The sequence below is a fragment of the uncultured Comamonas sp. genome, from assembly GCF_964277875.1.
Lineage (GTDB): Bacteria > Pseudomonadota > Gammaproteobacteria > Burkholderiales > Burkholderiaceae_C > Comamonas > Comamonas sediminis.
In genome coordinates this window covers 1-22,683 of sequence record NZ_CAXYJV010000018.1, presented here as the reverse complement: position 1 = coordinate 22,683, position 22,683 = coordinate 1, and the positions used below count along the sequence as shown (strand labels likewise).

Here is a 22,683-nt window from a genome sequence, read left to right as displayed (position 1 = left end):
AGCCCATACCCGAGCACCACAGGTTGCCCGCAGCGAAGCGAAGGGACGCAGTCAGCAGGGCGACCTTCTTTTGGGTACTTTTCTTGGTCGCCAAGAAAAGTACCTCGCCCGCCGGGCGAAATCCGGCCAGCAAAACCAAGCCGCGCCGCAGGCACATGCAAAAGCATGAACATGAACATGAACATGAACATGAACATGAACATGAAGAGCCCCGCGCCAAAGCAACGAGGCATGAGGGCACAGTACCCCGTTAGCTGATCAAACCAGCTTGCGGCGCGCCACGCCCAGCAGCAGCAAGCCCAAACCCGCCAACACCAGCGGATGACCCACAGGCACCGCCTTGGGCACAACCACCACCGGTGCCTCCACCTGCAACGTCACATTGGCGCTATCGCACTGCGTCGCCTGCACCGTGCTGCAGATCTGGTAGCCCAAGGTGTACGCGCCAGCCGCCGCTGTAGGGCCGACCAGCACATTGCCATCCGGCGACACGGTGATGCCGGCAGGCCAGGTGCCCACTGCCGTCAGTGTGACGCTGCCCGGGGTGGCCGCTACGCCGTCCACCGTGTCATTGGCCAGCACGTTGACCGCTGTGACGGTGCCCGTCGCGGGGCGGGTCAGCGCAGGGGCTGCGTCGTCGGTGGCATCGACACCGATCAGCTGCACACCGCCAATGCCCTTGAACGCAAAGATGAAGGTGTTGGGCGTGCCATCGGTATTGGGGGTGCCCGGGGGGTTTTCACTGGGCTTGCCCAGCGAATAGGCCTCGGCGCCAAAGGTGGCCAGCGCGGCCAGCGCATCGGCCTGGTTGCCGGCGACACCGTAGCCGATGGTGAACTCGACCTTGGCACCGGGCGCAATGGTGCCGAAGTTGAAGCGGAAGTGCGCGCCATGGTCGGTCGGGCCGCTGTCGTCGACGTCCTGGTTCACAAACAGAATGCCGGCGTCGTCTTCCAGCGGATCGGCGGTATGGAAGCCGTTGTCGCTGGAGAACACCAGCGCCGTGCTGCTGCCGCGCTGGATCGTGGTGTATTCGTTGAATTGGGTGGGGAACACATCCCAGTCCATCGCCCGGCCATAGAGCGCCTCGACCGGTGCGGACGAGATGTTCTCGATCGTTACCTTGACTTCGTAGATGTTGTTGGTCGTCGACGGTGCAAAGGCATGGGTGACGCGGAAGGTGCCAAAGGCGTTGGCGACCGCCGTGGCCGTGGTGGCGGTCGAGGTGAAGGATTCCGAGGTAATGCCATTGATACCGACACTGGCCCCGGTGAAACCGGAGGTGCTGGTGACCGCATCGGCAATGCCCCAGGCCTCGCAATAGCATCCCGGCGTCAGTCCATCAGCGCCATTGGCCAGGTAGGTAATGCCCGTCAAGGGAGAGATATCCTCCGGCATCAACGAGCCATCGGCCCGCACCCCAATCCGCAATGTTCCGTTCTCGATATTGGCCTGCGCCAATACCATCGCCGGCACACTCACCAGCACGCCCGCCAACCATTTTCCCCATGTCATACGCTCACCTCTTTAAGTATTTAAATTTATGATGAGCATTTCTATCATAGTTATATTGGATATCAAAATTACTATGAATGTTTGGTTTTGTTAGTAAGAGTGGATTGAAAACATGCACTTAGGCCCGATGGCGCGCTGATTTTGCGGAAGCGTGCGCTCATTCACATTTGTCAAAGATTGTCAAAATCATGAACTCCGTCAATGCGCTGACCTATATCAAAACGGCGTTTTAGACGGTTAGCATACCTAGGGTTTACGCGTATTTAAGCCTCGACGATGGATGGCGAGGAGTTTGTCTTGATTAGTGAACAGATCAATAAGCAAAACTCTCGGTATTCAGATTGCTCTGCTACGAGGCCGGTATTGCAGGCCATATGCCTGTAGGCGATTGAAGGTGTCCGGTCCTGCAAAAACACAGCTCTGGCCGTTGAGTGTGTAATATTTGCTTACTAATTCAGCTGCATTTACTTCCAACATAAACAAGGGCTGGCTCGGCGGCCCTGCGCCTTCCGGGTGCCTTTTTCGGCAGAGCCAGCCATTGCCGAGCCGAGGCCCGCGCTTATTGGTCAAACACTGTGGTGATCAGCCAGTCAGCCGTTCAGCTCTGCGCTGGCCACCACACAGATTTCAATCAGCTTGGCGGGGCTGGCCAGGCGTGCTTCCAAGGTTGCGCGTGCCGGCGCATGGCCGGGGGCAACCCACTGGTCCCAGACCGCATTCATCTCGGCGAAATGGCGCATATCGGCCAGGTAGATCTGGCAGCTCAGAATGCGCTCCTTGTGGCTGCCATGTGCGGCCAGCAGGCGGTCGATCTTGGCGAGAACCTCTTCGGTCTGGCCGCCGATGCCCACATCGACCTTGTCGGCGACCTGGCCGGCCAGGTACAAGGTGTTGTCGTGGCGCACGACCTGGGACATACGGTGGTTGCCGCCGGTGCGGGTGATGGTATTGGTGGTGTTGTTGGTGTTGGAAGTCATGGGGTGTTCTCCTGAGTGATGGCTCAAGCTGGCACTCGTCAGCGCTCGATGCCGGCCTTGTATTTTTGGTATTTGATGGTGCTGACCACCGCGATGCGGCGCAGTGGTTCGGGCGGCAGCCAACTGGGGCGCTCAAAGCCCAGTGCGTCGGCCAGTTGAGGGGATTGCTGGCCGCAGGCCATCTCGCCGAGCAGCTTACCGAACATGCTGCCTTTGAGCATGCCGGCGCCATTGCAGCCGATGGAGATGTAGAGGCCATCGCCAACCTGGCCAAAGTAGAGCGCACCGTTGCGGGTGAGGGCGGTGACGCCCCCCCAGACCAGCGGCAGCGCATGCGAGCGCATCTGCGGGTAGCGCATCTGGTAGCAGCCCTGCAGCGCCTTGCGCACCTCGGCGAGCGGCTCTTCGCGGTCGTACGAGTAGGAGCTGCGCACCATGAAGCGGCCGCCCGCGACCTTGCGCAAGGTGGTGCCCAGGCGGTTGGCGGGGATCACGCCCCATTCCGGCTCGGGGCCCAGTTTTTGCAGCTCTTCCTCGTCCAGCGGCTCGGTCAGCCCCGCGTAGGTGTAGATGGTGAACACGCGGTCACGCGCAAAGCCGAGCTTGCGCGCAAAGCCGTTGTTGGCGATGACGATGCGCGCAGCGGTCAGCTCGGCGGTGGCGGTGCGCACGGTGTGGGGCTTGCCCTGCTGCAGCGACAGCACGGGCTCGCCCTCCCACAGCTGCACATTGGCGGGCAGGCTGTCGGCCAGGCCGCGCACCAGGGCGGCGGGCTGCACAAAAACGTTGTTGTCCGAGTGGTAGCCGTAGTGGTAGTGCGTGGTGCCCAGGCGCTGCTGCAACGCATCGCGCCCCAGCTCGGTATAGGCCACGCCCCATTCCTGGTATTGTTTGAGCGTGCTTTTGAGGCGGGCTGCGCCATCGGGCGTGGCGGCGGCGTGGTACTTGCCGGCAGGGTTCCAGCCGCAGTCGATCTGGTGCTGGTCGATCAGGGTTTTGAGCCAGGCCAGGCCGGTGTTGTAGAGCGCAATCTGCTTGCGCGCCACCTCGATGGGGCTGCCGTGGCCGGACATGCCGGTGTTGTGCGGCAGGTTGATCAAAAAGCCCGAGTTGCGGCCCGAGGAGCCGTCGCCCACGGTGCTGGCATCGACCAGCAGCACGCGGGCTTGCGGCTCCAGCTCGGCAATGCGCCGGGCGGCGGCCAGGCCGGTGACGCCGGCGCCGATGACGATGGCATCAAAGTGCCGCTCGCTGGGCGCCTGGGTATGGGCCTGCCTTTTGGGGAGCAAGGTATTCCAGCCCGAGCTCGCTTGGTAGCTCGGGAAAGTAGGTTGCTTGGACATGGATTGGTGGTGGTTAGTGGCTGGTGGCCTGCAGGCTGCGCATGACTTCGGACTGCACGGTGTCCCAGATCTGGCCCTTGAGCTCGTTGTAGCGCGGTGAGAGCTGCACCTGCGCATTGCGCGGCATGGGCAGGTCGTTGCGGATGTCGGTCACCACACGGCCGGGCCGGGCGCTCATGATGAGCATGCGGGTGGACAGCAGCAGTGCCTCGTCGATGGAGTGGGTGATGAAGATGATGGTCTTCTTGCTCTTTTCGTAGATCTGCAGCAACTCGTCCTGCAGCACCTGGCGGGTCATCGCGTCGAGCGCGGCAAAGGGCTCGTCGAGCAGGATCACGTCCGGGTCATTGGCGAGCACGCGGGCGATGGAGACGCGCTGGCGCATGCCCCCGGACAAGGCATTGGGGTACTTGTCCTCAAAGCCCTTGAGGCCGACCATCTCGATAAAGCGGCGCGCCACCTGCAGGCGCTCGGCCTTGGCGATGCCCTTCATCTTCAGGCCGAAGGCGACGTTGTCGATCACCGTGAGCCAGGGGAAGAGCGCGTACTGCTGGAACACCATGCCGCAGTGCGGATCGACCTTGTTGACCTCGCGGCCGTTGACGACGATGCGCCCGGCGGTGGGTTTGTCGAAGCCGGTGACGAGGTTGAGCAGGGTGGATTTGCCGCAGCCCGAGGCGCCCAGCAGCACGACGAACTCGCCTTTTTCAATCTCCAGATCGACGCGCTCGAGCGCCTTGAAATCACCGTAGTGCTTGGCAATGCCCTGCACCGAAATCATGGAGCCTTTGTGTTGCTCGTTCATTGTTTCCACCTCAGTACCCAGTTTTCGATGTGACGGAACACGAAGTCGGTGATCAGCACCGTGGTGCTGATGAGCACCATGCCCAGCACAACCACCTCGGTCTGGAAGAACTCCTTGCCGTTCATGATGAGAAAGCCCAGACCTTCGCGGGCGGCGACCAGCTCGGCGGCGATCACGCAGGTCCAAGCCAGGCCCAGGATGACCTTGAAGCCGCTCAGGATCTGCGACAGGCTGCCGGGCAGGATCACTTCCTTCATCACCTGCCAGCGGTTGGCGCCCAGGTTTTGCGCGGCGCGCACCAGGAGCGGATCGACATTGCGCGTGGCCTCGATCACATAGACCATTGCTGGCGCAAAGCAGCCCATGAAGACGATGCTGTACTTCTGCGTCTCGGTGATACCGAACCACAGCAGCGACAGCGGGATCCAGCTCATCGACGGCAGCGGCCGCAGAAACGACAGGATCGGATCAAAGACCGCCCGGGCGAAGGACGAGGTACCCAGGAAGATGCCCAGCGGAATGGCCACGGCCGTGGCCGCCAAAAAGCCGATCATCACCCGGCGTGCGGACGCCAGGATGTGGGGCCAGAAGGTGCCGTCGCCCAGCATGGCGGCGGCCTTGCCCAGCGCTGCGCTGGGCGGGGGCAGGAAGATGGGATCGACCAGGCCGGCGCGGCACACGGCCTCCCAGAGGGCGATGAAGAACAGCACGGAGGCCGCACTGGTGGCGGCCAGTGCCATGCGGGATGGGGCTTTGGATATCACGTTGCGCGCTCCAGCCTTCAGACGAAGGAGGCATCGATCCAGTCTTTGACGACCGGGGCCTTGTCGATCTGCTTGTGCTTGACCAGCATCTCGGCCAGCTTTTGCAGGCCTTGCACAAAGTCACCGGTGAGCAGCTCTTTTTGCTGGGCCTGCGGGTACCAGTCGGAGCCGGTGACGGCCGACATCTGCTCTTTCATGGTCAGGCCGGTGAACTTGAGCAGCGCCTGCGAGGCTTTCTCGGGCTGCTCGCGCAGCAGATCGCTGGCCTTGAAGTAGGCCGACAGGTAGCGCTGGACCAGCTCGCGGTTCTGCGCGGCAAACTCGCGGCGCACCAGCAGCACATCGGGGCCGGGCGTGACCTTGAAGGACTTGTAGAGGCTGAACTGCGAATCATCGGCCAGCAGCTTGACGCCGGGCTCGCGCAGGATGTTGTCAAAGTGCGGGGTCCAGGCAGCGGCCGCATCGATCTGGCCGGTCTTGATGGCGCCTTGCAGCTCGGGGCCGGGGATGTTGAGCACATCGGCCTCGCCGGGCTTGATACCTGCCTGCTCCAGCACATCGAGCACCAGCAGATGGGTGCTGGATGCGAAGGTCACGCCAATCTTCTTGCCTTTGAGATCAGCCACGGTCGCTATGCCTTTGCGGGCGACCAAGCCTTCGACCCGGCCAAAGTTCTCCGGGATCGCAATGATCGCGAACTGCTTGGCGCCGCGCGACATCAGCGCCAGTGCCGAAACAATGCCGGCGCAGCCGATATCGACCCCACCGGACATGAAGGCACTCATGCGCGCCGACGAGGTGGCGAAGGACTGCCAGTCCTGGTGGATGCCCACTTCCTTCAAATAGCCTTCGGCCATCGCGAGGTGGGCGGGGTAGTGGCCCAGCCAGGGCGAGCCTCCGTATTTCACGGTTTGCTCGGCAGCAAGGCTGGGCAGCGACAGCGCGCCGGCGAACGAGGCAGCGGCGCTTTTCTGGATGAAGGAACGGCGGTTGAGGGTCATTTTGTCTCCTTGGATTTCCTGTTTTGAAGAACTCGCCAGTCGTTGGACAAGACACTCCCCTGGCGCGGATGCGGCGGCATCCCGGCCATGGACAGCGGCTTGTGCAGGGGCTGGCTAGCTCAGCGAGATCCCGCTTCTGAGCCAGGGGATCAGTTGGCGAACATCGGGAAAGATGTCGTTCTCCATGACGCTTCTGCTCACTTGGAAGCAGTTCTCGGCCATGTCCACGTACTCCCCTTCGCGGGAGAGCTGGTAGATGGTGCGGTGCAGGCTGGCGCCGGGCAGCGGAATGGCGGTGATCTGCCCGCTGTAGGTGCGGCCCTGCAGCAGGCAGATGGGCGTGGTGATCGTCCAGCCCAGGTCGGCGGCGACCATGGCCATGACCACGTCGGAGGTGTCAATCTCCAGATACGGGCGCGGGCTGAAGCCCTGGCGGCGCAGGTGGCGCTCGATCAAGGCGCCAAAGTGGGAGCGGGCGCTGAAGCGGATCAGCGGCATCCTCTCGATCAGGGTGGTGAGGTCGGCGTTCTTGAACTCTTTCTCGCGCACCTTGGGGATCACCGCGATAAAGGGCTCGGAGAAGATGGAGCGGCGCACGATGTGGTCGATGTCATCGAGCGTGTCGGTGGTGACGATCAGGTCGAGCTGGCGTTTCATCAGCGCTGTTGCATGGCTGTTGGCGAGGCCCGACCAGAGCAGCAACTGGCTGGCCGATTCGGTGACTTTCTTGACGATGGCCGGCCCTGCGGTGGCGGCGAAGGAGTCAATCATGCCGACACGGATGGCCGGGCGGCTGGCCAGATCGGCATCGCGCACATGCACCACCAGGCGCTCCATGTCTTCGACAATCTGCCCGGCCCGGCGGCTGAGTGCAATGCCTGCCGGTGTGAGCTTGAAGGGCCGCTGCGAACGGTCGAAGACCGGCGTCTCCAGAATCGCTTCGATCTGCGTGATCGTCTGTGAGACTGCCGATTGAGTGATCCCCAGCAGCGCTGCCCCCTTGGACAGGCTGCCCAAAGACGCTACGGCCTCGAAAATCTTCAAGGCGCGGACATCGAGACCCGAGGTTGTCTTCATGTCGTCTCCGTGATGGATCCACGGCAGCACCTGAGGTGTTTGCGGTGGATTTTTAAGTATTAGTATTTCTACAAATACTAGCCATTAAGCGGAGATTTTGATAACAACTTAATTAAAACTAATACTCAGGATCAGTTTCGCTTGGGTGGGGCATCTTCAGTCGTCGACAAAAAAGCCTCCAAGGCCGCAACATGCTGGCGGCCTTGGAGGCTGTAGTCCGGGTGAAACCGGAGCTTTTAGGCCTGCTGGCGCGTTGCAGCCAGCACAATCTCGCGGATGCAGACGCCATCGGGCTGCGCATAGGCGTAGTGGATGGCGTTGGCCACATCCTGGGCCGACAGCACCTTGCTGCCCATGGAGGTCTTCCATTCCTCATAGCCGGCCTTGATGCTGTCATCGGTGGTGTGGCCGAGCAGCTCGGTCTCGACCGCGCCGGGGGCGATGGTGGTCACGCGCACATTGTGGGCGGCCAGCTCTTCGCGCAGGTTCTCCGTCAGGCCATGCACGGCGAACTTGGTGCCGACATAGGCGACATGGTTGGGGAAGGTCTTGCGGCCGGCCACCGAGCCCACATTGATGATGCTGCCGCGCTGGCGCTGCACCATGCCGGCGGCGACGGCATGCACGCCGTTCAAGACGCCTTTGACATTCACATCCAGCATGCGGTCCCACTGGTCCGGGTCTTGGCGCGTGATCTCGCCCAGCAGCATGACGCCGGCATTGTTGACGATGGCATCGGCCGGGCCAAAGCGGGCTTCGCCTTGCTGCACGGCGGCGGCTACGGCGGCGCGGTCGGTCACGTCGACGGAGAGAGCCAGGGTGTCGGGCAGATTCAGGGCCTGCATGTTTTCCAGCCGGCGCGCCAGCAGCAGCAGCGGGTGGCCCAGCGATGAAAACAGCTGGGCGGTGGCCAGCCCAATGCCCGAGCTGGCACCGGTGATGACGATCAGGGGTTTGCGGTTTTGCATAATCCGAAGCCTTCTTAGAAATAAATATTTCTGATGAATCAGTAGAGAATCTAGTGTAGAGCGCGCGTATGGCATTTGAAAAACGGTTTATTCTTCTTCCACTCATACGTTTCGCTTATGGCTTGCCATGGATTACCGCCAATTCCGCGCCTTTGTGGCCGTCTTTGAAGAGCGCAATATCACCGCTGCCGCGCAGCGCCTGCACCTGAGCCAGCCGGCGCTGTCGGGCAGCATCCGCCTGCTGGAAGAGGCACTGGGCACGGCCTTGTTTGTGCGCAAGGCGCGCGGTGTGGATGTGACGGACGATGCCCGCGCGCTCTACCCCCAGCTGCGCCGCATGGTGGCCGAGGCCGATGACCTGGCCCAACGCTTTCGCAAACGTGATGAGCGCGAGCGCCTGACCATTGGTGTGGAAGAGGATGTAGCCCGCAGCACCGTGCAGTATTTGTCCGCCACTGCCCGCGCCTGTGTGCCCGGCGTGCAACTGCATTTGCTGGCGCAATGCGATGGCGATGCGCGCCTGGCCAGCGAGGAGCTGCGCTGCGAGGATGAGCTGTTCCTGCCCCTGCTGAGCGAGCGCTATGTGCTGGCCCTGCCCGCGCAGGCCCTGCTGCCAGACAACGCAGCGGCTGCCCCGCAGGCCCCCGCCACCGACTGGATCGTCTGCCCCACCCACGCCAGCCACCAGCGCCTGATGCCGATCTACGGCAGCCACGCCGACTCGCCCGCGGCGCTGGCCAGCAACTTCTCGCTGGCGCTGGACTTGGTGGCGGCCGGTGTGGGCAAGGCCATCGTGCCGGAATCCCTGGCGCAAGCAATGCCGGGTGTGCAGACCCAACCGCTGGAGGTGGAGCTCAAACGCCGCATTGGGCTTTGCTACAACGTGCAGGCTTTAGGTAATGGGGCGCTGGCGCGTTTGCGGGATGGGGTGGTGGGCGAGGGTTGACTGGTGCCTGCAATGGCAATCACCGCACCCGAGGAAGATGCATCGACGCTGTCCCATCCGCTCCGGGTTTTATGGCGCCATGGCACCGCATTGCTTGCAGTAGTGCTCCTTACGAGGCGGGTAAGGTGTTGACCACAGCCAGAGCATCAAAAACGTCGCCAATGCCGCGCCGAGAGGGGTTTTGAGCTGGAACTCCGTGCCGCCACAGCTCTTGCATACCCTTGTGTCGCTGGGGTAGTCATGCTCCAAAGCTTGCTGCAGCGTACCTTTGTCGCGCTCGGCCAGCACTGACTGCGCCTGCTGGAGCAGGTGCACAGGCACGGCAACGCGAACGCCACCGAGTACCCGCGACATCGACCATTGCAGGCCGATATGGTGTTCGCTGCGCAAGTAGGCGGGAATGTTCTCTGATTCCAGCAATGCACGGCATACATGGGCTTGCCAGGCACTGTCGTGGATTTCCACCGTGATAAATCGAACTTCCTGTTCCATGCCCCTCCTAGGCCAGAAGTGTGGCCAGCGGAGCACATCAAAGCACGCTGCTCTTGCATCTTGGGCCTGCCAGCGATGCTACTGGTCCTTGCTCGAGAGCGTTAACGGTGAATGCACAAAAGCGACAAGTGCTTAGTTTGCATTGGTAACCATGTGGCCCTGCAAACCCCTGTATTCCCTGGTTGAGCGCAAGACGCCGTAGTGGTCAAGCGTCAGGACAGCACATCCCGCAGCGACGCATCCTTGGCGAACTGGGCCTTGGCAAAGGGGCACAGTGGCAGCACTTTGGTGTGGGTCTCGCGGGCCCAGGCCACCAGCGCATTGAGCAGCTGGCGGCCGGCGCCTTCACCGCGCAGTGAATCGTCCACTTCCGTGTGGTCGATGATGATCATCGTGGCATTGGTGCGGCTGTAGGTCATCTCGGCCACGCGTGCGGCATCGCGGTTGATAAAGAACGCGCCTTTGGAATCGGCTTCTTCGTGTTGGACGGTGTAGGGCATGCTGGCCTTTGGCTGAACAAAACCCCAAGAATAAGGGAAGGCTGGAGCCTTGCGATCGGCAGGGCTGTGTTCCTTGTCGTATCAGCTCTCCGTCGCAAACAGCTCGATCGCATCGTCGGACCAGTCATGGCCACTCCAGCCAGAATCTGCATCGGGCGGCGGGAAGGCGGTGCGGCAGTAGCCCTGCTTGGCCGCAAAATCAAACACCGCATGCGGGTAGCCATTGATCAGCAGGACGACCTTGCTGCCATCGGTGGACCAGCCCATCGTCACCTCGGACGGCAGGTGCTTGTCTGAGACATCGGCCACGTTGTAGATGTGCAGCGCGTTCTGGATGGGTTGCTCGGCATTCGCAAAATCCAGCGCGTAGAAGTAGGCGGTGTCGCCATCGTCTTCAAACACGGCTGCATAGCTGCCTTCGGGTGCATTGCCTTGCATCGGCTCGGCGGCGCCGATCTGGATGGTGTCCTGGGCGGTAACGACGATGGGCATGAGCAGTCCTTGTCATGAATGAGAGGGAAGCCGTGGGGGCCAGCAAGGGGCCAGCATAAACCGGCTATGGGGCAGCGCTGGGTAGGCCAAGCTAGTTATCGCATGCCCCGGATATGGGCGATCACTTCACGCAAGGTGGTGGCATCGGGCACCCACCAGTCGGCCAGTGCCCCCAGGGCCACGGCGCAGACCAGGGCGCCGAGCAGTGGCTTCCAGGTCAGTCGCACGGCAGAGGCCAGCCAGCCTGCGCGCTCCACCCGCACCAGCGCGCGGGCGGTCATCATCGAAAAGGCCAGTTCCACCGCCACGGTCAGCAGCACATCGACGCCGAAATACAGCCATAGCAGCGCGCCAAAGCCAAAAAAGGCGAGCAGCAAACCGGCAAACACCGCCAGAATCGGCACGATGACGATGCCCTCATCGCCGCCGCCGATATCGACCACATCGACGGCATCGGTCCAGGAGCTGGAAGCACCGGATGCAGCCGACGACAGGTCCACCTCCGCCCAGTCCCCCGAGGCCCCGCCACCACCAAAGTTGCCGCCGTCGCCCGACTGCCAATCGGGCGCGCTCCTGCCTACGGGCAGATCGGGAACCGGATCGATGCCATCGACCCAGGAGTCCTCTCGCTTGCGCTCGTAGGCATTGCGTACCAGATAGGCCGCCCAGAGCCGCAGCACCAGCAGGTAGACCGCATAGCCCACACCCAGGCTTATGGCATAGCGCATTGCCATCGAACTAACCCCGGAATGGAGCAGCGCTGCGGTGACGGCCCACATCACCAGCATCACCAGCAGCCCCATGCACAGGCCATGTAGGCGCAGCCAGTGTTTTTTCTGCAGGGTGGATGCCATATGCTGAGGCATGCGCAATGACGACCAGCTGGACTTGCGCTTGCGCAGCGCGGCGCGGTTTTTGGGTGCTTGGGCCAAGGCTCTGGGGTGGAGAGTGAGGTCGGGAGCAGTGTAGCAGTGCGGGTTTTGCGGCGGGTTGAGCGGTGGCCGGCACCTTGCTGCGGGGCGCTTTGGAGGGCTGCTGCACTTACCGCTTAGGCCTCTTGCCAGCGCGCCCGGTCCAGGTCATGGCCAGCGCGATGCAGAGGGTGGCCGGTGCCAACAGGCCCAGCCAGGTGATCCAGGCCAGGCCGCTGTCCATCACCGCGAGCATGCCCATGAGAGAAGCGAGCAAGGCCATTGCGCCCAGCAGCTGTAGCCAGCGGCGCGCACGAGCGCCTAGCCAGGCAGAAGGCAGATGCATCGCATGCCGGTCCATCGCCAAGGCCAGCGCGGCCAGGGCCAGCAGCATGCACAAAGCAGACAGGGCCAGCATCAGCGGCTCGCCCCTTGGCGGCGTTGCATGGCCAGGGCACCCCCTGCAAATGCCAGGCCCAGCGCGATAAAGCCAAGGTCCATACCGGCCATCACCGCATCGCCCGTCAGCAGCGAATGCAGCAGGTGCCGCTTGCTGGTGGCGGCATTCAGCATGGGCAGCAGGCCAAAGCCCATCGCTGCGCACCAGGCCAGCCAGCGCCAGGCTTTGGCAGGCGCGGTGCAGGCTGCCCAGACAAAGCTCAGCAGCCAGGTGGCAAACAGCGCATGCAGTTCCCACTGCGCGCGGGCCTCCAGGGCGGTGGGCAGCAGCCGGTTGGCCCAGAGGTAGGCGGAGATGGCCACGGGCAGCCCCAGAATGGCCGCAGGGTTGAGCCGGCTGACGAGTGCATGGCCCGCACTGGGCATGCGGGCCTGGCGCTTGGCCGACCAGAGCACCATGCCGGTGGCAATCATCACGCAGCCCAGCAGCCCTGACAGCAGGTACAGCGCGCGCAGCACTGCGCCTGCAAACAGACCTTCGTGCAGGCCCAGCCACAGGTCGCGGGCGGCGCGCGGGGTAGATTGCCGCGTGGGGCGCTCGGCCAGCAAGGCACCGCTGACGCCATCGAACACGAGGATGCCGGCCTCGCGCACAGGGCCGCTGGCAAAGTTGCCAATGGCGCTGATGCGGGCGTTGGCATCGCCCGGCTGTTGTACTGTGAGCACCGCCACGTGCGCGCCCTGCCACTGGGCCTGGACTTGGGCCAGCAGCGGGGCGATGGCGGTCAGCGGCGCCGGCTGACCCGATGCGGGGGCAGCAGCCATCGGCGGGAACAGCTCGCCATAAAAGTTGCGCACTGCCGCGCCTGGTGCCTGGCCGTACCAGGCGCTGGCGATCAGCGGCATGAAGGAGAACATCACAAAGACGAGGCCCGAGTAGCTGATCATCAGCTGAAACGGCAGACTGGCGACGCTGGCCAGGTTGTGCGCATCCAGCCAGGAGCGCTGGCCCTTGCCCAGCCGCAAGGTAAAGAAATCGGCAAAAAAGCGCCGGTGCGCGACGATGCCTGTGAGCAGGGCGAGCAGCAGCACCATGGACGCGATGGCGACCAGCCACTCCGTCAGCGCCGGGGGCAGGTAGTGCAGACGCCAGTGCAGTTGGTAGAGCGCCTGGCCGCCCGCCGTGTCGCGCACGGCGATGGGTGCGCCGGTCTGTACATCCAGCCATACGGGCTGCGGCTGTGGTTGTGCGGCGCTGGGGGGTGACCAATCGACGCGCAGATAGGGCTCGTTGCGGTCTACCGGTAATTGGATGGACCAGCTGTGCGCTTCAGCTGCATGGGCCTGCAGATAGGCCAGCGCATGTGCCGCCTGGGGTGCTGCTGGCAGCGGGTACTGCGCTGGAGGCAGCTCGGGGCGCATCCAGCGGTCGATCTCGGTATCCAGATAACCGGCAGTGCCGGTGACAAACATAAAGTACAGCAGCCAGCCAAACAGCACACCGGCCCAGGTGTGCAGGCCCGCCATCGCAGGGCGCAGCGGGCGCTTGGGGGGATGCGATGGGCTCACAGCGCCACCCAGGCGACGAGCGCGCTGCCCAAGCTGGTCAGCAGCATGCCTGCCCAGGCGCGGCCTGCGCTGCGGGCGGCAAAGGCCGCCATCAACGCAACGGCATATACGACAAAGCTCAGCTGCATCGCCACCAGCACCGCATCGGCACGCGGCAGTGCCGGGGCCAGGATGGCGACCAGGGCCACCGGCAGCAACTGGGCCAGCGCATAGCCGCCCAGGCTGCCCGCGAGCAGGCGCGATGCCACCGCCCAGCCCGCCGCAGGCCTGCGGGGCCGGGCGGCCTGCGCCGCCTGGTCAGCGCGCAATCAGAACTCCGTCGATGCCGACAGCAGCACGGTGCGGGGCGCGCCCATGGTCAGGCCTTCACGCGCGGCAGACTGCCAGTAGTTCTTGTTCAGCAGGTTCTCGACCGTCAGGCGCAGGGTGACGGGCGTGTTGCCGGCCGTAAAGCGGTAGCGCGCGCCCAGGTCAAAGCGGTTCCAGGATGGCAGTTGCTGGCTGTTGGCCACATCCACATACTGGCTGCTGGTGTGCAGCGCGCGGGCGGTCAAGGTCAGGCCGGGCACAAAGGCGGTGTCCCATTCGCCGCCGATATTGATCTGCACCTTGGGGGTGGCCGGGGCCGTGCGGCCATCGTTGAGGCCGTCTTCGGTCTTGGTCAGCTTGCCCTGGGTGAAGGCCACGCCGGTCAAGAGGCGCAGGCCACGGCGCACCTCACCTTGGGTGACGATCTCCAGACCCCGGTTGCGCTGCTCGCCATCCATGCGGAAGCTGGAGGGCGTGGTCGAGGCATCGAGCAAGCTGCTGGGCCGGCTGATCTGGAACACACTGGCGGTGGTGACAAAGTTGCCGGTGTCGAACTTGGCACCCAGCTCCACTTGCCTGGATTTGGAGGGCGGGAAGATCTCGCCGGCATTGGCCGTGCCTTCGGGCGCGGTCGAGCCCTGGGACAGGCCCTCGATGTAGTTGCCATACAGCGATATGCCTTGTGTGGGCTTGAACAGCAGCGCTGCCATCGGCGTGATGGCCGACTTGTCATAGCGCGCGGTTTCTCCGCCGGAGCTGCCGTTGTACGTGCGGGTGCGCACCTCCTGGTGGCGCGCGCCCAGGGTCAGCTGCCAGCGCTTGTCGGCGGTGGAGATGGTGTCGGCCAGCGCCACGCTGGTCATGCGTGTCTCACCGGTGCGGGGCAGCTGGTCGCCCAGGCTGATGGTCGGCTTGGTGATGTCGGCCGGGGTGTAGATGCTGGATGCGTAGACCGTGCCGTTCTGGCGCAGCAGGCCATTGTCTTGCGCATAGCCGCTGGTGCTGAGCACCCATTCATGGCCCAGGCTGCCGGTTTGCAGCTTGCCTTTCAGGCCCACTTCAGCGGTGCGGGTGTTCACGGCTTCTTTCAGGCGGTAGGGCCGGGCCATCAGCGTGCCTTGCGCATCCTGCAGTTGCGATGTGGTTTGCAGGCTGTCGAAGTCATAGCCCATCGCCCCCATCGCACCGTAGGCGATCAGGTTGGGGCTGATGTCCACCTCGCCGCGCACAATGGCGGCGCGCTCCTGGGCATCCCAGTAGCTCCAGGACGGCTGGAAGTTGGTCCTGTTGTCGGGCGCTGCGGCGATGGGTGTGCCCTCCGACGGAGGGAACAGCAGGCTGCTGCGGCCATGGGTGACGCGCTTTTGGTAGTTGATGTCCGCCTCCAGGCGCACGCGCTCGCCCTGGTAGTCCAGACCCAATGCCAAGGCATCCACCCGCTCGCTGGCGCCATGGATGGGCGTATCGCCCGAGCGCTTGGCGACGTTGAGGCGCACGCCCCATTCCTGGTCCGCACCAAAGCGGCGGCCAAAATCCGCATGCACGCCAAACTGGCTGTCTTGCGCATAAGAAGCGGTGACGCGGTTGAGCGGCGTGGCACCGGCGCGCTTGGGCACCAGGTTGATGCCGCCCCCCACCGAGCCCGCCGGCGCCATGCCGTTGAGCAGCGCGCTGGGGCCGCGCAGCACTTCCACCCGCTCCACGCCGATCAGCGACGCCGCATTGCGCGGCGACAGGCCATACAGGCCGTTGTACGACACGTCGTAGTTGAAGACGGTAAAGCCACGGATGTTGAACTCTTCGCGGCCCGCATTGCGGCCGTAGGTGTTGCGCACCGAGGGGTCGTTGACCAGCACATCGCCAATGGTTTGTGCCTGCTGGTCGTCCACCAGCTTGGCGGTGTACTGGGTGGTACTGAAGGGCGTGTCCATCACATCGCGGTTGCCCAGCAACCCGACCTTGCCGCCGCGCGCGACCTGGCCGCCCGCATAGGGGCCGGGCAGACCTTCCAGGGCGGCTGCCGTGACCGAGACGGTGGGCAGCACCACGGTACCCGCCGGGTCTGCCGATGTGGCGGGCGTTGCAGGCGCTGCGGGCCGCACCAGCACCGCACGGTCTTTGACCGAGCCCTGCAGGCCGCTGCCGGCCAGCAGGCGGTCCAGTGCCTGCTGCGGCGTCAGCTGGCCCGATACGGCGGGTGCCGTCTTGCCAGCGACCAGCCCGGCTGGAAAGCCCAACTGCAGATCGCCTTGGCGTGCCAGCTCATTGAGCGCCTGGGCGAGTGGCTGCGCTGCAATCGAAAAACTGCGTGCCCCCTCTTGCGACGATGCCGCTGTCTGCGCATGTGCCGTCAGCGGCTGGACAGCGGCGATACCCAGCGCCAGTGCGGCTGCCATGGCAAGGGGAGTGGGGCGAAAGCGGAAAAGGGGCGCGGTGCGCAGCATGGAAGGGGCTCCTGGATCGGCAAGGGAAAGGGCTTGTGCGCTGCGCACAGCGCGCGCCACCCCCTGTAGACGCAGCAGCGCCAGGAATCCGCACGTACCCAGGAAAAATATTTTGAATAAATTCAGCGGGCGACGATTTCCGTCACACCATCGCGTTTGACGAGCCGCACCGGCAGCAGGTGCGGCAAAAATTCCGCAAAGCGCTGGTGCTGGTTCAAACCATAGCTGCCACCCACCGGCATGGCAGCCACCGCCGGGTCGCGCACCACTAGGCCAGTGGGGCCATAGCGCTCAAACTCGGCCAAGGCCTGGGCCAGGGGCGTGCGGTTAAAGCTCAGCCGACCGCTGCGCCACTGGGCCACGGCGGCGGGCGCTACCTCGGTGATGGTGCCAAGGCCCGTATCCTGCGCAGCGCCGCCTTCCAGCATCTGGCCGGCTGTCAGCACCACCATGGCGGGTGCCTGCGCGGTCTGGTCCGCATCAGGCTGCAGCCGTTCCACCTTCACCCGGCCTTCTTCCACCGCCACCTGGGTGTGGCCCGCGCCCACGCCTTGCGCTGTGTGCCGCACTGAAAAGCGTGTGCCCACCACGGTGATGCGCAGATCACCCGCCAGCACCTGGAAGGGCCGGCTCGGGTCGGCATGCACGGAGAACATCGCCTGGCCATCGGCGAGCGCCACCTCGCGCCGGTTGCGGTAGAGCCGCGCGGTCAGGTGCGTGTCGGTATCCAGCTGCACGGTGCTGCCGGAGGCCGCATCGTCGGGCAAGGTGACCATCAACTGCTGGCCGCGCTGCGAGGCATAGCTTTGCTGAAAGCTGGGTTGCACCCACCAGCCAAACCAGCCTGCGCCCAACACCGCCGCTGCCACCAGCGCCGTGGCGGCATAGGGCACCACGGGCCGCAGCCAGGCCTGCCAAAAGCGGGGGCGTGCGGCACTGCTGCGCTGCGCGTCGCGCTGGGGCAGGCCCGCGCGCAGCCGGGCCAGGTCTTGCTCGGGTAGGCTTTGCACGCCTGCAATGCTGGCGCCCATCGCATCCAGTGCGGGCGCATGGCGCGGGTCGGCCGCCAGCCAGGCCTGCAAGGCTGCTTGGCCCTGCGCATCCAGCCCCGCATGGCGGCGCACGGCCCAGGTCGCGGCCTCGTGCTCCAGCGCCTCGGCCTCGTCCGCAGCCATGCCTTCGGGCAAGGCGCCCGGGCGGTGGTCGACAGAGGAAGAGGTGCTGGACATGCGCAGAAAAATCGAGAGGAAGGGGTGACGGGCAGAGGTGAGGAAAGAGGGGTGGCCGTGGGTGGCGAACTAAGCGCCTGGCCCCTGTCCATGCCGTTTGCAGGCCAGGGTACCGCGCACCACATGCTTCTCAACCATGCTAACCGATATGCCCATGCGCGCTGCGATCTCTGCCTGCGGCAGACCGTCGATGACATGCAGTACAAAGGCCTCGCGGCAGCGCGGCGGCAGGTTCTCGATCACCTGCACATAGCCATGCACGGTCTGCTGTCGCACCAGGGCCTCCTCGGGTTGCAGATGCTGGGGTGCGGGCGGCTCATCCGATGCCGACACCTCATCCAGGCTGTCATGGCGCCGCACCTCGGCGCGGCGGTGCTGGTCAATCACCAGGTTGCGCGCCGTGCGGTACAGCAGCGCCCGCCCATCCATCACCGGCGGCCCTGTCCGCTGCGCCGCCAGCACCCGCGCATAGCTCTCCTGCGCCAGGTCCGCCGCCGCATCGCGGTCGCCCACCTGGCGGTGGAGAAAGTTCAGCAGTTCGCGGTAGAAGCGCTCAAGCATGGAGGAACCGGTGGACCGGCGGCAGTCCCTGCAGGCAGGGGGCGAGTGACGAAAATAAGAATCATTCTAATTGGAGTGGGGAAGTCCCCGGACGGCTTCTGGTGGCTGGCGGGCATTCCTGTTGGGTGGCGGATGCCTGATGCCGGGGCTTGCTGGGGGCTGTGCTACCTCAGCCGCTCCAGCATCTCTGCCATCACGATATGGCGCGTCCCGAAAACAACCCTGCCTCTAACGCCGAGACGTCCAACTGCGGTCTGCCTGAATCATTCAAGCGTAGCCGAGCATTTTTCTAATGCGCTATTGGCGAACCGGAGTACGCTCAACTATCTGTTGATAATCCAAATTCTTGTCGGCATCCCTTGCTTTGTAGCGATCAGCCTCTTGCGGCGGCTGAGCAGTGTGAGGGAGCGCGGTGTTGTTTCCAGATCACGCCATCAACCAGGTAGTGATGAAAATTCAGCGTGAAGTGTGCGATGAGCACAGTGGGAAGTCCCAGCCAAAGCAACTGTGTCCCAACCCAGTCTACGGTCAAATAGAGCAGGGCTCCCAGTAGCAGACAAAGGCAGATGTATTGCCGGGCACTCTTCCAGAGCAGCGTTGTTGAAATCCTTTCGCTGCTTCTCTCAGCGTCGCGCCGGATGTTCTGCACCCAGACGAACTGTAAGTACTGCAGGTTGTGCCAGAGGTTGATCACCAGCCAGCCAAGGGTTATATCGGTGATCCAGATGTAAGCTGAGAGATTGGCACACACGTGTGATGCCACAAACCCATCGTGGCGCCAATCGATCTCGCGAGCCAGAGCCTTATGAGCAAGCCGCCACGACCACCATACGCCGCACACGATGGTGGCTAATCCTGCGACGTCGGCCACCTGTGTAGGCACAGCCGGAAGTTCAATGGGGTACTCAAGAAAAGTTGTGGGAGACTCGGCGCAGCGGGCAAGTAGTCCCCAGGCTGCAACCATATAGATCAGGGTTTCGGACAGTCGATCCGCTTGAAACGGTTGCGTCGAACCTGCCCGTCGATAAGCCCTGGCGATACCGAAGGATTGCCGCGCGACGTGATAGCTCTGAGCGATGAAATAGAGCGTGAATAGCCCGCTAATCTCGTACGCTAGTGCCGTGACCACCACACCGCCGAGCACGATCACGGGTAACCCGAAGATCAGAAAACGATATCGTCGGACGTCGACCAAACTAGCACCGATACGGGTGAAGGTCGCCACCACATGGGGATTGGCGAAAAGCCAGGTATCGATCAGTACAACGGCGATCAGCATCGCAGGAGAGAAGGATGCGATGCCTGCCAGGCCGAGAGCTAGCACCAGCGTACCCACGATGAAGGTGCCATCAAACCAGGCATGCTGGCCCAGCAATCCAGTGCGGGCGGCCCGTTTCTGGGCCGACGTATTCATGTAACTGTCATCGGCCTGATATGTGGCCGAGGTGACCCGAGCGGTGCAGGCTTGGGAGGCATGGTGAACATGGTTCCTGCACGGAGGTATTGCGCAGTGCTGTTCTTGAGTTTCTCCAGCGCTAGTGCTCGGGAGGCTGCAAAACGTGATTCAAGTGTGAGCCGCTTGGACATTCCGGACAGGCCTGCAGCGGGAAGCTTTTGGTATGGATCGTAGACTTCGGTCATTTCACAGGGATAGCAGCGATTACTTGCATCAAGTTGGCTCGCAAGGCTAATTTTGTAGACAACACCTTCGGCCTGATCGGGATCCACAGGAAAGGAAAAGACCAAATCGGAAACCGTGAAGTCTTTCCTTACATCGCGTTGAAATATGAATCCCGCAGCCCGATAGGCGTCAATAACCGTAGATTTCAAGCTGGTCTGCTCAATGCCGACGAACGAGTTTTCATAGAGGTTCTTCTCACCTTGCCACTGGTTCTTGTAATCGAACCCTAGACTGCCGTCCATAAATGCCTGCCCATCTTGCTGAATGCTCGCATAGGCTTGATCGATGGCAGGAAGGATCTGCCGATTCACTGCATACTGAAGCATCCAGGGAGCCTGTTGCAGATCAGCAAAGTCTGTCAACACCGCCGTTCGCAGAAAACAAGTCGCACATCGCCCCTTCTTGTCGATATTTTCATCCGTCCTGAGCACTACTTCGATATTCTGGACCTGTCCTTCCATTGCCACAGGGTAGGCGAAGGTGTAACGCACCGTGCCATCTTTCATTCGCTCAGAAGTACGCGATGAGAAGCCTGCATTTTCGAAAGCGGTGCTCACCATTTTGCTGAAATTCTCAGCCGGCATCCCTTTATAAGCGGCTATGGCGAAAGCCTCTGACGCTGTGCTCGGGTGAAGCAGAATCGGCGCGGCGACATCTTTTGCTGATGGATTTCCTATCAGAACTACGCCCAATAAAAGGGAAAGCATCAGTTTTATTAACTGCTTTATTTGCATTGTTTATAATTGACCTGTATGGAATAGAAAATAGGAACAGCATAACACTGCAATAAAATATTTGCCTAAGGCTGAAGAAGTGTTTGTATGAAGCAAAGACTGCGGATTTACTACACCGAAGCTCAGAAAACGGTGATGTGGGATCGCTGGAAAGCAGGCGATAACTTGCACGAGATCGTCAAGCTTTTGACCGGCCGCACACCCAGCATTGGCTGCTGGCAAATCGATTCGCTGCATCGCCAGGCGCTTGAGACGAGCTGCCGCCACCATTGGCGCGAGCTGCTGCGCAATGACGGCAGGACTTGCTACCGAGCGGCTGAGGCCGATGCTGCAGTCTGGGAGCGTGCTCGTCGTCCCAAGGTATGAAAATTGGCACGCAACCCTGCACTGACTCAGATCGTCGCGGTTAAATAGCAAGGCCTATGGTCACCTGAGCAAATAGCGGGATGGCTCAAGCGGATCTATTCGGATCAAAAGGAGTTGCAGGTGTTTCATGAAGCCATCTACCGCACGCTATTCGTCCAAACACGTGGTGCTTTGAAGAAGGAGCCGCTGGAGCACTTGCGACGAACTAGAGGCATGCGGCGCTCAAGGCACTGCACTCGGAAACTCCGATCCATGGCCTATCAGCGAAGGCCCAGCCTGCATAGAAGTTCGTGCAGCTCCAGGCCATTGGGAAGACGACCTGTTGTTCAGTGATGCTTACAGCCAGATTGCGACGCTGGGCGAGCGGCATACGCGCTATGTGATGTTGGTCTAACGCGCGGACAAAGATTTGTTCACCGTGGGAGCCGCTTAGCCCTGCATGCGCAGACATTGCCCAGGCTGCTGTATCTCTCCTGGACTTGGGACCGCTCAATGAGAAACTACAGCCATAGAAAAAGGTATAAAAAAAGAGCCCGGAAGTTTCCGGGCTCTTTTTGCTGGCTATGCCAAGCGTCTTCATTTAACGCCTAAAGATAGGTGAGTCGTTTTGGCTTGTGGCATCCAGTCGCAAATGGGTGTCGCGAGTCGCAAACAATACGGCGCCCTACGGGCCCACTGCCCATCACACATCAATATTCCCCGCCCGCAACGCATTGGTCTCGATAAAGTCACGGCGTGGTTCCACCTCGTCGCCCATCAGCATCGTGAAGACGCGGTCGGCTTCGATGGCGTCGCCGACCTTGACTTGCAGCAGGCTGCGGACTTCGGGGTCCATCGTGGTTTCCCAGAGCTGCTCGGGGTTCATCTCGCCCAGGCCCTTGTAGCGCTGGCGCGCGGTGGTGCGTTCGGCTTCGCTGATGAGCCATTGCATGGCCTGGCGGAAGTCGGTGACCTTCTCCATCTTGGCTTTTTCGCCTTCACCACGGGTGACCTTGGCGCCTTCGGCGAGCAGGCCGTGGAAGTTCTGGGCTTCGGCGGCCAGTGCGGCGTAGTCCTGGCCTTCGACGAACTCCTGGGTCAGGATGGAGCTCTTGATGTTGCCGTGGTGGTGGCGGCTGATGCGCAGGATCGGCTTTTCGGTGTGCGGATCGAGCTCACCGGTCACCTCGGCGGGCACGCCAGTGGTGGTCAGCTCGCGCAGCTTGGCTTCCAGCACGGGGGCGCAGACCATGGCGTCGTCCAGCGTGTCGAGGCGGATCTGCACGCCGTCGGCGATGGCGCGCAGCGCCTCGGCGTCCAGGTAGGACGAGAGGCGCTCAATGACGGTTTCGGCCGCCAGGTGCATGGCCGCCAGGCGGCTGAGCTCTTCCCCATCGATGTTGCGCGGGTTGGCGCCGCCGGTGCTGACGCTGGCGCCTTGCAGCGCCACGCGCAGCAGGAACTGGTTCAGCGCGGGGCCGTCCTTGAGGTACAGCTCTTCCTTGCCGTTCTTGACCTTGTACAGCGGCGGCTGCGCAATGTAGATGTGGCCGGCTTCGACCAGGTCCGGCATCTGGCGGTAGAAGAAGGTCAGCAGCAGGGTGCGGATGTGGGCGCCGTC

The 22,683-nt window shown here is 62.8% G+C and carries 22 protein-coding genes and 1 pseudogene; 2 read left to right on the top strand and 21 right to left on the bottom strand.

Going from position 1 to position 22,683, the window contains the following annotated elements; translation table 11 throughout:
• Positions 1 to 258 precede the first annotated feature (258 nt).
• The 8 genes from ACHWUQ_RS07140 to ACHWUQ_RS07105 form a co-directional block, all read right to left on the bottom strand.
• Positions 259 to 1,515: a hypothetical protein gene (locus ACHWUQ_RS07140; protein ID WP_394680726.1), complete on the bottom strand. Its 1,257-nt coding sequence runs from the start codon at positions 1,513 to 1,515 to the stop codon at positions 259 to 261.
• 590 nt (positions 1,516 to 2,105) lie between these two features.
• The gene (locus tag ACHWUQ_RS07135; RefSeq protein WP_312526538.1) at positions 2,106 to 2,492 is read right to left on the bottom strand and encodes a RidA family protein; all 387 of its coding nucleotides are present in this window, start codon (positions 2,490 to 2,492) and stop codon (positions 2,106 to 2,108) included.
• Positions 2,493 to 2,530: 38 nt separating this feature from the next.
• Positions 2,531 to 3,835, bottom strand: a complete 1,305-nt coding sequence (locus tag ACHWUQ_RS07130; RefSeq protein ID WP_394680725.1) for an NAD(P)/FAD-dependent oxidoreductase — start codon at positions 3,833 to 3,835, stop codon at positions 2,531 to 2,533.
• Between the two features lie 13 nt (positions 3,836 to 3,848).
• Positions 3,849 to 4,616 carry an ABC transporter ATP-binding protein gene (locus tag ACHWUQ_RS07125; protein WP_133858221.1) on the bottom strand — a complete coding sequence of 256 codons (768 nt, stop codon included), beginning with the start codon at positions 4,614 to 4,616 and terminating at the stop codon, positions 3,849 to 3,851.
• A 20-nt stretch (positions 4,617 to 4,636) separates the two neighbouring features.
• The gene (locus tag ACHWUQ_RS07120) at positions 4,637 to 5,380 is read right to left on the bottom strand and encodes an ABC transporter permease (protein WP_312462415.1); all 744 of its coding nucleotides are present in this window, start codon (positions 5,378 to 5,380) and stop codon (positions 4,637 to 4,639) included.
• A 41-nt stretch (positions 5,381 to 5,421) separates the two neighbouring features.
• Positions 5,422 to 6,405, bottom strand: coding sequence for an ABC transporter substrate-binding protein (locus ACHWUQ_RS07115; RefSeq protein ID WP_394680724.1), 984 nt, complete (start codon positions 6,403 to 6,405; stop codon positions 5,422 to 5,424).
• 114 nt (positions 6,406 to 6,519) lie between these two features.
• Positions 6,520 to 7,482 (bottom strand): LysR family transcriptional regulator, encoded by a 963-nt coding sequence (locus tag ACHWUQ_RS07110; protein ID WP_312462385.1) that lies wholly within the window; start codon positions 7,480 to 7,482, stop codon positions 6,520 to 6,522.
• Between the two features lie 236 nt (positions 7,483 to 7,718).
• Complete coding sequence (locus ACHWUQ_RS07105; protein ID WP_394680723.1) at positions 7,719 to 8,450, bottom strand: SDR family oxidoreductase; 732 nt, start codon at positions 8,448 to 8,450, stop codon at positions 7,719 to 7,721.
• Positions 8,451 to 8,577: 127 nt separating this feature from the next.
• Here ACHWUQ_RS07105 and ACHWUQ_RS07100 point away from each other — a divergent pair, with 127 nt between their 5' ends.
• The gene (locus ACHWUQ_RS07100; RefSeq protein WP_394680722.1) at positions 8,578 to 9,396 is read left to right on the top strand and encodes a LysR family transcriptional regulator; all 819 of its coding nucleotides are present in this window, start codon (positions 8,578 to 8,580) and stop codon (positions 9,394 to 9,396) included.
• A 69-nt stretch (positions 9,397 to 9,465) separates the two neighbouring features.
• Here ACHWUQ_RS07100 and ACHWUQ_RS07095 read toward each other — a convergent pair whose 3' ends face one another.
• The 12 genes from ACHWUQ_RS07095 to ACHWUQ_RS07040 form a co-directional block, all read right to left on the bottom strand.
• Positions 9,466 to 9,888 (bottom strand): putative signal transducing protein, encoded by a 423-nt coding sequence (locus ACHWUQ_RS07095; protein WP_394680721.1) that lies wholly within the window; start codon positions 9,886 to 9,888, stop codon positions 9,466 to 9,468.
• A gap of 212 nt (positions 9,889 to 10,100) precedes the next feature.
• Positions 10,101 to 10,388, bottom strand: coding sequence for a GNAT family N-acetyltransferase (locus tag ACHWUQ_RS07090; protein ID WP_133859135.1), 288 nt, complete (start codon positions 10,386 to 10,388; stop codon positions 10,101 to 10,103).
• An 81-nt stretch (positions 10,389 to 10,469) separates the two neighbouring features.
• Complete coding sequence (locus ACHWUQ_RS07085) at positions 10,470 to 10,880, bottom strand: DUF2251 domain-containing protein (protein WP_394680720.1); 411 nt, start codon at positions 10,878 to 10,880, stop codon at positions 10,470 to 10,472.
• Between the two features lie 95 nt (positions 10,881 to 10,975).
• Positions 10,976 to 11,734 (bottom strand): hypothetical protein, encoded by a 759-nt coding sequence (locus ACHWUQ_RS07080; protein ID WP_394680719.1) that lies wholly within the window; start codon positions 11,732 to 11,734, stop codon positions 10,976 to 10,978.
• A 187-nt stretch (positions 11,735 to 11,921) separates the two neighbouring features.
• Positions 11,922 to 12,209 (bottom strand): DUF3325 family protein, encoded by a 288-nt coding sequence (locus tag ACHWUQ_RS07075; protein ID WP_394680718.1) that lies wholly within the window; start codon positions 12,207 to 12,209, stop codon positions 11,922 to 11,924.
• Entirely contained in the window at positions 12,209 to 13,759 is a 1,551-nt protein-coding gene (locus ACHWUQ_RS07070) for a PepSY-associated TM helix domain-containing protein (RefSeq protein WP_394680717.1), read from the bottom strand. Before ACHWUQ_RS07070 ends, ACHWUQ_RS07075 begins: the two co-directional genes overlap by 1 nt.
• Positions 13,756 to 14,067 carry a DUF3649 domain-containing protein gene (locus tag ACHWUQ_RS07065; RefSeq protein ID WP_394680716.1) on the bottom strand — a complete coding sequence of 104 codons (312 nt, stop codon included), beginning with the start codon at positions 14,065 to 14,067 and terminating at the stop codon, positions 13,756 to 13,758. Before ACHWUQ_RS07065 ends, ACHWUQ_RS07070 begins: the two co-directional genes overlap by 4 nt.
• The gene (locus ACHWUQ_RS07060) at positions 14,068 to 16,512 is read right to left on the bottom strand and encodes a TonB-dependent siderophore receptor (protein WP_394680715.1); all 2,445 of its coding nucleotides are present in this window, start codon (positions 16,510 to 16,512) and stop codon (positions 14,068 to 14,070) included.
• 122 nt (positions 16,513 to 16,634) lie between these two features.
• Positions 16,635 to 17,741, bottom strand: coding sequence for a FecR family protein (locus ACHWUQ_RS07055; RefSeq protein WP_394680714.1), 1,107 nt, complete (start codon positions 17,739 to 17,741; stop codon positions 16,635 to 16,637).
• Positions 17,742 to 17,810: 69 nt separating this feature from the next.
• Positions 17,811 to 18,302 (bottom strand): sigma-70 family RNA polymerase sigma factor, encoded by a 492-nt coding sequence (locus ACHWUQ_RS07050; RefSeq protein WP_394680713.1) that lies wholly within the window; start codon positions 18,300 to 18,302, stop codon positions 17,811 to 17,813.
• A gap of 373 nt (positions 18,303 to 18,675) precedes the next feature.
• Positions 18,676 to 19,716 carry a hypothetical protein gene (locus ACHWUQ_RS07045; protein ID WP_394680712.1) on the bottom strand — a complete coding sequence of 347 codons (1,041 nt, stop codon included), beginning with the start codon at positions 19,714 to 19,716 and terminating at the stop codon, positions 18,676 to 18,678.
• A complete protein-coding gene (locus ACHWUQ_RS07040; protein ID WP_394680711.1) occupies positions 19,713 to 20,717 on the bottom strand; it encodes a hypothetical protein in 1,005 nt (334 codons plus the stop codon). The genes ACHWUQ_RS07045 and ACHWUQ_RS07040 overlap by 4 nt, the downstream gene beginning before the upstream one ends.
• Positions 20,718 to 20,804: 87 nt before the next feature.
• On the opposite strand from ACHWUQ_RS07040, the gene ACHWUQ_RS07035 reads away from it, so the two are divergent.
• Positions 20,805 to 21,083, top strand: a complete 279-nt coding sequence (locus ACHWUQ_RS07035) for a hypothetical protein (RefSeq protein ID WP_394680710.1) — start codon at positions 20,805 to 20,807, stop codon at positions 21,081 to 21,083.
• A 682-nt stretch (positions 21,084 to 21,765) separates the two neighbouring features.
• Here the strand turns inward: ACHWUQ_RS07035 and gyrB are convergent.
• Positions 21,766 to 22,683, bottom strand: a pseudogene (gyrB, locus tag ACHWUQ_RS07030) (DNA gyrase subunit B); the annotation flags it as partial.